The sequence below is a fragment of the Salinibacterium sp. G-O1 genome (genome assembly GCF_030063305.1).
Lineage (GTDB): Bacteria > Actinomycetota > Actinomycetes > Actinomycetales > Microbacteriaceae > Rhodoglobus.
On sequence record NZ_JASISV010000001.1, the window covers coordinates 795,573 to 807,178 of the forward strand.

Annotated in this window: 11 protein-coding genes and 1 pseudogene; 6 read left to right on the top strand and 6 right to left on the bottom strand. The window is 63.0% G+C overall.

The genetic code is table 11. The features are described 5' to 3' along the window. Positions 1-12 precede the first annotated feature (12 nt). A complete protein-coding gene (locus tag QMG83_RS03895) occupies positions 13-1,077 on the top strand; it encodes an aspartate-semialdehyde dehydrogenase (RefSeq protein ID WP_283504029.1) in 1,065 nt (354 codons plus the stop codon). Positions 1,078-1,101: 24 nt separating this feature from the next. Here QMG83_RS03895 and QMG83_RS03900 read toward each other — a convergent pair whose 3' ends face one another. Together QMG83_RS03900 and purU are read right to left on the bottom strand one after the other, a co-directional pair. Continuing rightward, a complete protein-coding gene (locus tag QMG83_RS03900; protein WP_283504030.1) occupies positions 1,102-1,308 on the bottom strand; it encodes a dodecin family protein in 207 nt (68 codons plus the stop codon). Positions 1,309-1,406: 98 nt separating this feature from the next. Continuing rightward, positions 1,407-2,276 (bottom strand): formyltetrahydrofolate deformylase, encoded by an 870-nt coding sequence (gene purU / locus QMG83_RS03905; protein ID WP_283504031.1) that lies wholly within the window; start codon positions 2,274-2,276, stop codon positions 1,407-1,409. 205 nt (positions 2,277-2,481) lie between these two features. On the opposite strand from purU, the gene QMG83_RS03910 reads away from it, so the two are divergent. Beyond that, positions 2,482-3,609: an MFS transporter gene (locus QMG83_RS03910; RefSeq protein ID WP_283504032.1), complete on the top strand. Its 1,128-nt coding sequence runs from the start codon at positions 2,482-2,484 to the stop codon at positions 3,607-3,609. Positions 3,610-3,726: 117 nt separating this feature from the next. Here the strand turns inward: QMG83_RS03910 and QMG83_RS15405 are convergent. Together QMG83_RS15405 and QMG83_RS03920 are read right to left on the bottom strand one after the other, a co-directional pair. Further along, positions 3,727-4,431, bottom strand: a pseudogene (locus tag QMG83_RS15405) (CPBP family intramembrane glutamic endopeptidase); the annotation flags it as partial. 68 nt (positions 4,432-4,499) lie between these two features. Then, positions 4,500-4,673 (bottom strand): hypothetical protein, encoded by a 174-nt coding sequence (locus QMG83_RS03920; RefSeq protein WP_283504033.1) that lies wholly within the window; start codon positions 4,671-4,673, stop codon positions 4,500-4,502. Between the two features lie 76 nt (positions 4,674-4,749). On the opposite strand from QMG83_RS03920, the gene QMG83_RS03925 reads away from it, so the two are divergent. The 4 genes from QMG83_RS03925 (at position 4,750) to QMG83_RS03940 (ending at position 7,952) form a co-directional block, all read left to right on the top strand. Then, complete coding sequence (locus QMG83_RS03925; RefSeq protein ID WP_283504034.1) at positions 4,750-6,159, top strand: MFS transporter; 1,410 nt, start codon at positions 4,750-4,752, stop codon at positions 6,157-6,159. 108 nt (positions 6,160-6,267) lie between these two features. Beyond that, positions 6,268-7,026 carry an FAD-binding oxidoreductase gene (locus QMG83_RS03930; protein ID WP_283504035.1) on the top strand — a complete coding sequence of 253 codons (759 nt, stop codon included), beginning with the start codon at positions 6,268-6,270 and terminating at the stop codon, positions 7,024-7,026. After that, positions 7,004-7,651: an FAD-binding oxidoreductase gene (locus QMG83_RS03935; protein WP_283504036.1), complete on the top strand. Its 648-nt coding sequence runs from the start codon at positions 7,004-7,006 to the stop codon at positions 7,649-7,651. The genes QMG83_RS03930 and QMG83_RS03935 overlap by 23 nt, the downstream gene beginning before the upstream one ends. A 103-nt stretch (positions 7,652-7,754) precedes the next feature. Next, positions 7,755-7,952, top strand: a complete 198-nt coding sequence (locus QMG83_RS03940) for a hypothetical protein (RefSeq protein ID WP_283504037.1) — start codon at positions 7,755-7,757, stop codon at positions 7,950-7,952. Between the two features lie 316 nt (positions 7,953-8,268). Here the strand turns inward: QMG83_RS03940 and QMG83_RS03945 are convergent, their stop codons facing one another. Next, a complete protein-coding gene (locus tag QMG83_RS03945) occupies positions 8,269-11,202 on the bottom strand; it encodes a DUF3427 domain-containing protein (protein ID WP_283504038.1) in 2,934 nt (977 codons plus the stop codon). Next, entirely contained in the window at positions 11,199-11,600 is a 402-nt protein-coding gene (locus tag QMG83_RS03950) for a (deoxy)nucleoside triphosphate pyrophosphohydrolase (RefSeq protein ID WP_283504039.1), read from the bottom strand. The genes QMG83_RS03945 and QMG83_RS03950 overlap by 4 nt, the downstream gene beginning before the upstream one ends. Positions 11,601-11,606: the final 6 nt, after the last annotated feature.

Consider the following 11,606-nt stretch of genomic DNA (forward strand, 5'->3'; position numbering starts at 1 on the left):
AGAATTATCGCCATGAGCAACATCAGCCCGGTTCGTATCGGCGTCGTGGGCGCCACAGGCCAGGTCGGTGCCGTTGTGCGCCGCCTTCTCGAAGAGCGCGACGTCGCTATTGCCGAGATCCGCTTCTTCGCCAGCGCGCGAAGCGCGGGCACCACCCTCGAGTTCAAGGGTGAGCAGATCACCGTCGAAGACGCGTCGACCGCAGACCCGACCGGCCTTGACATCGCGATCTTCTCCGCTGGCGCAACCACCTCCCGCGCGCAGGCTCCGCGGTTCGCTGCCGCCGGCGTCACCGTCATCGACAACTCGTCCGCGTTCCGGATGGACCCCGAGGTGCCGCTCGTCGTCAGTGAGGTCAACCCGCACGCGATCGACGACGCCCTGGGCGGCATCATCGCCAACCCGAACTGCACCACTATGGCCGCGATGCCCGTGCTCAAGGTGCTCGACACCGAGGCCGGCCTTCAGCGACTCATCGTCAGCACGTACCAGGCCGTCTCCGGTGCTGGCCTCGTCGGCGGCGAGGAGCTGTACGCGCAGGCCAAGGCCGCGATCGAGCAGGATCCCCGCAGCCTTGTGCACGATGGATCCGCTATCGACTTCCCGGAGGCGAAGAGCTTCCCGAAGACCATCGCGTTCGACGTGATCCCGTTCGCGGGCAACCTCGTCGACGATGGCTTGTTCGAGACCGACGAGGAGAAGAAGCTCCGCAACGAGAGCCGCAAGATTCTCGAACTGCCCGAGCTGCTCGTCAGCGGCACCTGCGTGCGCGTGCCGGTGTTCACCGGTCACTCGCTGGCGATCAACGCCGAGTTCGCGAACCCGCTGAGCGTGGCGCGCGCGAAGGAACTGCTTCAGGATGCCGCGGGCGTGGTGCTCACCGACATCCCGACGCCGCTCGAGGCGGCCGGTAAAGACCCGAGCTATGTGGGTCGTATCCGTCAGGACGAGGGCGTGCCGAACGGTCGCGGACTCGCCCTGTTCATCAGCAACGACAACCTGCGCAAGGGTGCGGCGCTGAACGCCGTGCAGATCGCCGAGCTGGTCGCCGCGAAGCTGAGCACCAGCGTCGCGTAGGTCAGCCAGCCCGGTCGACCGTTTCTAGTCGTCGAGTACGAACGTCACTTCGAGCACGACATGCCATGCGGCAATCGCTCCGTCGGTGACTTCGACCTTCTGTTCCTTGACCCAAGCCCCGGTTACCCCGCGCAGCGTCTTGCCGGCTCGCGCGATTCCGGTGGCGACCGCGTCGTCGAATCCGACCTCTGAACGGACGTTGAGTGTGGTGATTCTCGCGACGGATGACATAGTTTCCTCCTCGTTGACGGCACTATCAACGACGAGAGGTGATCGGCTGACCGCCGCTCATCGTCACCATCAAGCGTAACGCGCGCCCGTTTTCGGCGTCAGCGGAAGATGATCGTCCGCGCCCCATCGAGCAGCACGCGGTGTTCCGAGAACCATTTCACGGCCTGCGTGAGGGTGCGCGATTCTTCATCCTGACCGATCGCGACGAGCTCGCTCGCGTTGCGGGAGTGATCGACGCGCACCACGTTCTGCTCGATGATCGGCCCCTCGTCGAGGTCGCTCGTCACGAAGTGGGCGGTCGCCCCGATGAGTTTCACGCCGCGCGCATGCGCCTGCTTGTAGGGGTTGGCGCCCTTGAATCCGGGCAGGAACGAGTGATGGATGTTGATGGCCTTCCCGCCGAGCGCCGCACACAGTTCGGGGGAGACGATCTGCATGTAGCGCGCCAGCACGACGAGCTCGATGTTGTGCTCCTCCACCACCTCGAGCACGCGCTGCTCGAAGGCCAGCTTCTGGCCGGGGCTCGTGACGGGGTGTGCCTCGAATGGCACGTCGTAGAAGGTTGCCAGGCTGGACAGGTCGGGGTGGTTGCTCATCACCAGCGGCAGGTCGACCGCGAGCTGCCCGGCGCGTTCGCGGTAGAGCAGGTCGTTGAGGCAATGGCCGGCCTTCGAGACCAACACGAGGGTGCGCAGGGGGCGTCCGACGATGTCGAGCACCCAGGTCATCCCGTACCGCTCCGTCACCGGCGCCAACGCGGCCTCGAAGGTGGCCTTCGAGGCGTCTGACTCGACCTGCAGTCGCATGAAGAAGCGGCCGGTGTCTGCGCTGGAGAACTGCTGCGACTCGGTGATGTTGCCGCGCGCCGACACGATCGCGCCGCTGACGGCGTTGACGATTCCGGGCTGGTCGTCGCAAACAAGGGTCAAAATCCAGTGGGTGGATGTCGCGGCAGAGGTTTCAGGCACGAGGCAAGATTAGCGTCGCCGGGCCTCTACGCCGTCTGGCAAGTAGGCTTGTCGTGACGGCGCATGGCCCGCGTCGTCCCGCGGGCGGCGAACGCACCACTTCCACCGAACGGATTTCGCCTCTATGGGCGCGCCACGAACTACTCCAACAACCATTTTTCCCTGGGCAGGTCTGCTCACCCTTTCCGCGCTGATCTTCACCTCGGTGACCAGCGAGTTCCTTCCCACCGGGCTGCTTCCCGAGATCTCGGAAGAGCTGCGCGTGTCAGAGTCGCAGGTCGGACTGCTCGTGACGGTCTTCGCGGGCACGGTCGTGCTGAGTGCTGCACCGCTCAGCGTGCTCACCCGCCAGTATTCGCGCAAGTTCCTCATCATTGTCGTGCTGATCGTCTTCGCGGTGGCCAATGTGCTCGCGGCGCTCGCGCCGAACTACGAGATGCTCATCGGCGCGAGAGTGCTCGGCGGTCTCGCGCACGGGCTCTTCTGGGCGGTGGTGGGCGCGTACTCGGCGCACCTGGTTCCGAAGCATCAGCTCGGCCGCGCGATTGCGATCACCGGCGGAGGGGGCACAGCAGCGTTCGTGCTGGGCGTGCCGCTCGGCACCGCGATCGGCCACGCCGTCGGCTGGAGGCTCGCGTTCGGCAGCATCGCCGCGATCGTCATCATCCTGACTCTCGTCACGATAAAGCTGCTGCCGGCGGTGTCGCACGGCGTCGTGCTGTCGACGGGCGAAATCGCGATCCCCATGCGCAAAGACCGCACGGTTCCTGCGGTCATCGCGGTCGGCATCATCCTGATTCTGATCGCGTTCGGACACAACCTCTTCTACACGTACATCGCGCCGTACCTGATCGGCCCGGTCGGCATCGATCCCGGAGGTGTGGCCGGCGTGCTCTTCCTCTACGGCGTTGCTGGCGCCCTCGGACTCGTGCTCGCGGGAACGATCGGCGACCGGTTCCCGCAGCTGGCCCTCATCGGTGCCGTGGCGCTGGTGATGGCGGCGGTGCTGGTGATCGGCACCTTCACGACAGCGACGGGCGTGGTTCTCGCGGCGATCTTCGTCTGGGGGATGGCGTTTGGCGCGCTGCCATCGCTGATGCAGGCGCGAATGATGCACACCGCGTCGGTGAGGGTCCGCGATGCAGCGGCCGCCTACTTCACGACGTCATTCAACGTGGCGATCGGTGGCGGGGCGCTGGTCGGCGGTGCGGTGCTCGACGGTTGGGGTATCGGCGTTCTTCCCTTTGTGGATGTCGCGATTACCATCCTCGGATTCGCCCTCATCCTCGTGGTTGCCGTGTGGCTGCGGCGGCGGTCCCGCGCCGTCCGGTGAGGCCGGCGCACTAGCTGCGCGCGGCACGGCCGGCAGCCAGGGGTGCAGCCGGCCATCTACTGTGTGCACGCCCATCACCGCGATCGGGATGAGCACGAGCGAGCGCAGGTCGACGAGCACGTGCAGCACGATGGGTGCCACGATGCTGCCGGTGATCACATAGAGCGCCATGAACAGCGCGCCGACGAGGGTGGTGCCGATGATGCCGATGGCGCCCTGGTAGAGGTGCAGACCGCCGAACAGCAGCGACGAGAAGACGACGGCCGCGATGGCGTTGCCGGTGGCGCCGAAAACGAGCGCGGGGACGGCGAGGCGAAACGCGAGCTCCTCGACGATTCCGGCGTTGATCGACAGCAGTGCGCCGAGCCCCAGCTCCTGCCGGTTGCGGGGGAGCATCGCCTGGATGTCGCCGACCGAGACGATGCGGTCGTTGTCACGTCGCGCGTCGCGGGCCGCTATCCACGTGAGTACTGCGACCGCGACGACCAGTCCGGTGATGACGCCACCGACCAGGCCTGGGCTGTCCGCAATGAAGCCCCGGATGCCAGGCACCCCCGGCCACGTCTGCAGCTGCGCCAGCAGGGGGCCGACGTATGTTCCCGCGAGCAGCAGCACGGCGAGCGAGATGCCGCCGAACGTGAACAGGGATTCGCGCAGCCACTTGCGGAACCTGGCCTGCCGTTTGACGGTCCCGCGGTAGCGCTTGAACTGCTGGTATTCGCGCCGGTCTTTGCGAACCGTGCGCACCACGAGCAGCGCGAGCATTGCGGCGAGCGCAAGCCACAGCAGGGGCGGGGTAAACGCCCAATTCGGGTCGAGCATGTGACCATGCTGTCACTTGCGGCTGGGAAGCGAACACCAACGAGCCGAGCCGGGTGGCGGTCGAAAGCTTAGCGCCGAAAAATGCGCTTCAATTTGGCGGCGATGCGGCTCGTCCAGGCGTCGGTGAACTCGTTCGACAGCTTGAGGGTTTCCTCGCCCAAATTTGCACCAGCGGCCAGCGCTTGCACCACTTCTTCCGCGCGTTTCCGGTGCGCATCCGCGGTGTCGTCAGGGGTGGGCATTGCGCCACACTAACAGCGCGCTGGCGAGCGAGCTGGTCACGGGAATGTGTGGGCATACCGCAGACTTATCCTCATAATGACCGCCGACGTTGGATTCCGCTCCGAGCGCGGCCCCATCCTGATTTCCCTCATGGTGACGGCTGCCCTGGTGGCGATCGACGCGACGGTTCTTGCCACCGCGATCCCGACCATCGTGAACGATCTGGGCGATTTCGCTCTGTTTCCGTGGCTGTTCAGCGTGTACCTGCTGGCGCAGGCCGTGACCGTGCCCATCTACGCGAAGCTGTCGGACGTGGTTGGGCGCAAGCCGATCATCCTGTTCGGTATTGCGGTGTTTCTGCTCGGGTCGATTCTGTGCGGTTTCGCGTGGAGTATGCCCGCCCTGATCGCGTTCCGCGCTGTGCAGGGGCTTGGTGCTGGCGCCGTGCAGCCAATGTCGATCACGATCGTCGGCGACATCTATTCCCTGACCGAGCGCGCCAAGGTGCAGGGTTACCTCGCGAGCGTGTGGGGAATTTCGTCGGTGGTTGGCCCTCTGCTCGGGGGCACGTTCGCGCAGCTCGACGCGTGGCGCGGGGTCTTCTTCCTCAACGTTCCGCTGTGCATCATTGCGGGGTGGATGCTCATCCGCTTCTTTCACGAGAAGGTGGAGCCGCGCAAGCACAAGGTCGACTACCTCGGGGCCGTGCTGTTGACCGCCTCCCTGACCCTGATCATCCTCGCGGTGCTTCAGGGTGGGCAGACGTGGGCATGGGATTCGCCGCAATCGTTCGCCGCGTTCGGTGTTGGCGGGCTGCTGCTCGCGGCGTTCGTTCTCGCCGAGACGAGGGCGGCCGAGCCGATCCTGCCACTGTGGGTGTTCTCGCGTCGCCTTCTGCTCACCACCACACTCGTGGGCCTCGGCGTCGGCGCGATCCTCATCGGGCTGACCTCGTATGTGCCGACCTACCTCGAGGGTTCGTTGGGTGCACCTCCCCTGCTGGCGGGCCTTGCCCTGGGTGCTCTCACCCTCGGCTGGCCGATCGCTGCGGCCTATTCCGGACGTTTCTACCTCCGCATCGGCTTCAAAAACACCAGCCTGATCGGCATCAGTCTCGTGGTGCTTGGCGCACTCACGCTCGCCGTTTTCGGCGCCACGCCCTCCGTCGTGATCGTGGCGATCAGCTGCTTCATCGTGGGCCTCGGCATGGGTCTGGTGGCGGTGCCGACACTGATCGCCGCACAGTCCAGCGTTCCCTGGAATGAGCGCGGCGTTGTCACCGGCACCAACATGTTCGCCCGCTCCGTCGGCAGCGCGATCGGCGTGGCCATCTTCGGCGCCATCGCCAACTCGATCTTCGGCGAGGGGGATGCTGCGTCGCTTTCGCCCGCGACCATCACCGCCGGTTCGACAGCGGTGTTCGTCGCGGTGCTGGTGGCGGCCGCGGCTGCTGTGGTCGCCGTCGTCGTGATGCCGCGCACACCGGTGGCCCGTTCCGCGGAGTAGCGCACGACTGGTTGACACCCTCGCAGGAGAGGAGAAGAGTGGGCCACGGGCGGCAACCCATCGCGCCCATCCGGGGGGTCATTCGACCTAGCGGAAGGATCCCAGATCATGGGAACGCCAGAGACTGTTGTCAGCGAATTAACGCCGAATTTCGCGGGACGCATCATCACCGCGGTTGACGAAGACTACGACCAGGCACGCGCAATTTTCAATGCCATGATCGACAGGCATCCGGCCGTGATCGCGCAGTGCGCTTCGGTGAAGGATGTCGTCGCCGCCATCCAGGCCGCCCGAAATGCCGGGATGGAGATCTCGGTGCGGGGCGGCGGGCACGGTGTCGCCGGCGCGGCGCTCGTCGACGATGGCCTCGTCATCGACCTTCGCCTCCTGAACAGCGCGACGGTGGACGCGAAGATGTCCACGGTGACTGTGGGCGGCGGTGCCACGATGTCGGATCTCGACCAGGCGGGCAAGCCGTTCGGGCTGGCCACGACGGGCGGGCGCGTCTCGTCAACCGGCGTGGGCGGCCTCGTCTTCGGGGGTGGCGGCGGCTGGCTGGATCGTGCCTTCGGGCTCGCGTGCGACAACCTCGTTTCGGCCGATCTGGTCACCGCGAGCGGTGAGCGTGTGCACGCCAGCAACGAAGAAAATACCGAGCTCTTTTGGGCTCTGCACGGCGGAGGCGGCAACTTCGGTGTCGTCACCTCGCTGACCATGCGCCTTCACCCGCTGCCCAGTGCCACGCTCGCCATGCTGTTTTGGGATCCCGCCGAGGGGCCAGCGGTCGGACGTGCCTTCCGCGACTTCATGATGACCGCACCGAACGCGATCGGCGGGGGGGCTGATGTTCCTCACCGGACCCGATGAGGAGTTCGTTCCCGAGCACCTCCGCGGCCAGCTCGCGATAGTTGTCGTAATGGTGTTCACCGGGCCGGAGGCCGGCGCGCGCATCGCTATGGCCCCGATGATGGGCCACGGGCACCTGGCAGAGATGATTGCGGAGATGCCCTATGCAGACCTCAATTCGTCATTCGACGATCCGGCTGGGATGCGCAACTACTACTCAGCCGAATACCTCTTCGACCTCCCCGATGAGGCGATCGACCGCGTCTGCGCTCGGGCGGGTGACATGGTGGTGCCGTCATCCTCGGCGATCGCGATGGCCCGTCAGGGTGGTGCCGTCGGCGACGGCCCGAGCGGGTACCCGGTGCCGTGGCGAGCAGCGTCGTGGATCATTCATCCATTAGGAATTTGGGATGACCCCGCCGACGATGAGCGGATGATCACGTTCACCCACAATTTGTGCGGCGACGTGGCCGAATGGGCGACCGGATCCGTGTACCTCAACTTCATCGGCGACGAGGGCCGCGCGCGCACGATCGCCGGCTTCGGTGCCGACAACTACGAGCGTCTGGTTGCGGTGAAGGATCAGTACGATCCCGACAACGTGTTCCACCACAACCACAACATCGAGCCGAGCCTGGCGCGCTAGCGGACGCCCCGGATCGACGGCACCCCTAAGGGGGATCGCGCGGCCACAACCGCGCGGGTACCGTGAAAAGTGTCTCTGCTGGAGACAAATTTTGGGGGACGAAATGTATGAATTCTTGACCGGGGGAACTTTCCTGCTGCTCGGTGTGCCGATCGTTGCCGCCATCATCGTGGGGCTCGTGTTCACGTTGTTCGCACGGAAGGTCAGCGCGCTGCCGTTGGCACCGGCGGCTGCTCTTCGCATGAACGACGACGGCAGCCTGAGCGAGGTTGTCGAGCAGCAGCACGCGCTCGCGGCGTAGGGAACCCGAACTGGGGTAGGCGGCGATTGCGCAACGGTCGCTAATATCGAGGAATGTTCAGCCAGTACTCGCCTGACGTTTCGGTAGTCCTTGGTGCGTTTCTGGCTGCGTTTGGGCTCTATTTGGCTGTGGTCGCCGGCGTTTTTGTCCTCTGCATTTTTCTCGTCTACACAATCATCTGGCGATCAGTCCGTCGTGGGCTTCACGAGTTCTATTTCCCAGGAACAAAGATCGGGTCGCGACAGCCTCAGCAGTCCTCAGCTCCTCCGCGCGACTGGTAGTTGCTGAGGCCCATGAACTACTGGGCCGAGGCTCCTCATGCGCTGCCGCTGGTAAAGGTGCTGTGAAAGTAGTCGAACAGAGCTGGACTGACAGCTTCTTCGAACCCCAGATGCATCCTCACGACCGAGAGTGGCTTCCCGTCACTAGCAGGCATCGTTGTTTGTTCTGCATCCGCGGAGCGGGCTCGGCCCAAATAATAGAAGTCGCTACCTTCGGCATCCGACTTCTTCGCGAAGACGTGCAGTTCTACGGCGTTCTGGACGATGGGCTGCACGTCGGGACTCGTGAGGGTGCGCTTGCTCTTTGAATACCAGAGGAAGGTACGAGGATCCAGCAATTCGTCCTCGTACGCTGTGCTGGCGGCCACTTCGTCCGATTTGTGAAGCGTGACAAAGATCGGACACGTGAAGGTCGACTGATCCACTCTGTATCCGTAGATCGTCGAGTACATGTTCGACGACCAGTTGAGTAGTCTGCTCGCGTCTTTTCGGGAGTATTGCATTCCCGGCGTGAACGGGCGGTCCGGGAGGTAGCGTTCGTTGATGAGGGCTAACCCTGTTTCGATCGCGTCGTCCACATTCCGCTGGAACGCCGCAGAATCGCGATAGTAGCGCGCGAATGTGTCGTCCAGGCGCGCACCTCCTTCGGCGTCGGCATAGGCGAGCCGGTCTATCCTAAATTGATGTTTTTCCGAGGCAGTATTGAAACTGAGCGCAAGACTTCGGATGGCGCTACTGACGGTTGAGTCGGACACTTGCAGTCCCGACCTGGACAACTCGTCGACGATCGACTCCCGGCTTTGAGTACCGCCGCTGATGAGCAGTTTTAGAAGAGCGAGTTCATGAGGGCGCTTAGCGGTGAGCAACTCCCTGGTGATGACTGAAAGGTAACTTGATTGATCTGCGGATAGCCCCGACTCCTCTTTGAACAATTTGGAGACCAGCAGCGGGTAGTTACCGACTTTCGTAGCCAGAATTATCGGGTCCACCGTGTCGAAGCGCACGAAGTCGAGGAGCATCGGCGTCCGACCAACACGGTTTCGGATTGTTTCTATTGCCGCCTTGAGATTTTGAAAACTGTCGATCTTGGAGCTTGCTAGGGAACGGAGCACTCTCTCCTGGGCGACCCGGTCGAATCTCACGCTCGAAAGTCCGGCGATCACGCCTACCTCCTGAGCGGCAATGAGATTCTTTCGGAGCGATTCCTTATTCAAGGACTGGTCGCCGAAGAGCGCGATGGGAATGAGGTAGTTGTTCTCGTAATTGCCGATGAAATCGATGACGACGAGATATCTCTTACCCGGCGCATGTCGGAGGCCCCTACCAAGTTGTTGAACGAAGACAATGCTGGACTGGGTTTGGCGCAGCATCACAACCTGGTTGATGGACGGTATGTCGACGCCTTCATTGAAAATGTCGACGGTGAGGATGTAGTCGAGCTCTCCTTCCTCTAGGCGTTCGACGGCACGCTCGCGATCCTCAATCGAGTCATCACCAGTTAGCGCGATGGTTCGCAACTGGGAGCCATGAAGGACGCGACGGTTTAGCTCGGAGGAGAGTTCGTGTGCTTCTTCTTTCCTGCTGCAGAAGATCAGACCTCGGGGTGCTACGCCCGCTTGTCCATAAGTGTTCAGCGCACCCAGGATGTGCTCAACCCGTTCCGCGCCGACAAGTCGAGCGAGAGAGGTGCCGTCGGTCGTGGTTTGGCCATCCACGAAAGTTACGTCGGCCACCCCGTAGTAATGGAAGGGCGACAACATGTTGAGTTCCAAGGCGCTCTTGAGTCTGATCTCATAGGGCACGTTGTAGTCAAAAAGCTCAAATATGTTGACGCCGTCAGGGCGCTCGGGGGTGGCAGTCATTCCAAGAAGGAACTTCGGCCGGAAGTGATTAAGTACACGATCAAAACTCGCGGCGCCGGCACGGTGCACCTCATCAATGAGCACGTAATCGAACGCGTCCGGGTCTAGCTGATCAAGCACGTGTTGCTGCGAGAGGGTCTGGATCGTGGCGAACACGAACTGGCGATCACTTTGCCGAGTCGAGCCAGCAAGCTTTCCGAAGCGGTCGCTGTCGCCCCCGAGCACGCGGCGGAATTCATGAATCGCACGGTCCAAAATCTGCTCACGGTGGGCGACGAAGAGCATTCGTTTCGGACCGACGGATCGCACGTCGAGCGCGGACAGAATTGTCTTGCCCGTCCCGGTTGCAGAAACAATAAGTGCTCTGCTCTTGCCTGTTTCGCGCACTCGCGCAATCGCCGTAAGCGCTTCTGTTTGCATCGCATTGGGCACAATTTCCGTAGCTGGGGGCTCCGGGGCGCTGAGAGATTCGCGTCGAGCCCGATGCCGGGCAGTGTGCCGATTCGTTGTGACCGGAGGTGTGAATCGCGTGGCGTAGTCGTCGATCCACTGCTGCGTAAGTGGGCTGGATTGATCGAGTCCCTCATCAAGGAGGTTCGTGAACTGCTCCGCGAGATCGCTATCCCGCGAGGCAGAAACGCGTAAGTTCCATTCGTGATTGCGGGTAATTGCCCCGGCGGTCAAGTTCGCACTGCCGAGGATGGCGGTGACGCTTTGCGGGCGGTGAAAGACGTATCCTTTCGCGTGGAACGCCGGGTCCGAATGCATCCGAACGTCCACACCCAGCCGATTAAGGTTCAGCAGTTCCGCGAGCGCCTGGGGCGAATTGAAACCTAGATAGTCAGACGTAATGATCCGACCGACCCCGGCGAAGTCGATCAAATCCTGCTTCAGCAGCGCGATCGCCGCCGTTGAGACGAACGCCACCGAAAACGTGAACGACGAGGCGTGTTTGAGCTCGTAGCGTAGGGCTCGTAGCACTGAGTCATTGGCAGAGTTCAACACGAGGTTGGGTTGAAACTCCCGCGGCGAGTGCACGCTCTTGTCGAGATATCCGAAGCCGATGTCTCGCCCGAAGGGCTCGAGATCGTTGAGATCGACGGTCACAGGGAATTGAACTTGAGCTCGATAGCCTCGACGGCAGGGAGGTCGGCGGGTGCCCATTCCAGGGAACGAAGTTGGGGCGGCAGTAGCCAGACCATATCCTCGTGTTCCGAAAGCTCGGGATCGCCTTCCTCCAACTCGCAGTAGAAAGTCGTGAGCGTCACGATCCCAAAGTCATATTCGTGGGTTGTGACGGCGACTTCCTCCCCGACAGCTACCGTGCAACCAAGCTCTTCCACGATCTCGCGCTGGAGGGCCTCACAAGGTGATTCGCCCACCTCAATTTTTCCGCCGGGGAACTCCCACATCCCTGCAAGGGCACCGGCTTGGCCGCGTTGAGCGCAGAGGATCCGACCGTCGCGCACAACTACCGCTCCGACGACGTCAATCTGCTTTTTCACGTGGCT

Coding starts and splice junctions, on each gene's coding strand:
- QMG83_RS03895 (WP_283504029.1), top strand. CDS start 13: ATGAGCAACATCAGCCCGGTTCGTATCGGCGTCGTGGGCGCCACAGGC.
- QMG83_RS03900 (WP_283504030.1), bottom strand. CDS start 1,308: ATGTCATCCGTCGCGAGAATCACCACACTCAACGTCCGTTCAGAGGTC.
- QMG83_RS03920 (WP_283504033.1), bottom strand. CDS start 4,673: ATGCCCACCCCTGACGACACCGCGGATGCGCACCGGAAACGCGCGGAA.
- QMG83_RS03925 (WP_283504034.1), top strand. CDS start 4,750: ATGACCGCCGACGTTGGATTCCGCTCCGAGCGCGGCCCCATCCTGATT.
- QMG83_RS03930 (WP_283504035.1), top strand. CDS start 6,268: ATGGGAACGCCAGAGACTGTTGTCAGCGAATTAACGCCGAATTTCGCG.
- QMG83_RS03935 (WP_283504036.1), top strand. CDS start 7,004: ATGTTCCTCACCGGACCCGATGAGGAGTTCGTTCCCGAGCACCTCCGC.
- QMG83_RS03940 (WP_283504037.1), top strand. CDS start 7,755: ATGTATGAATTCTTGACCGGGGGAACTTTCCTGCTGCTCGGTGTGCCG.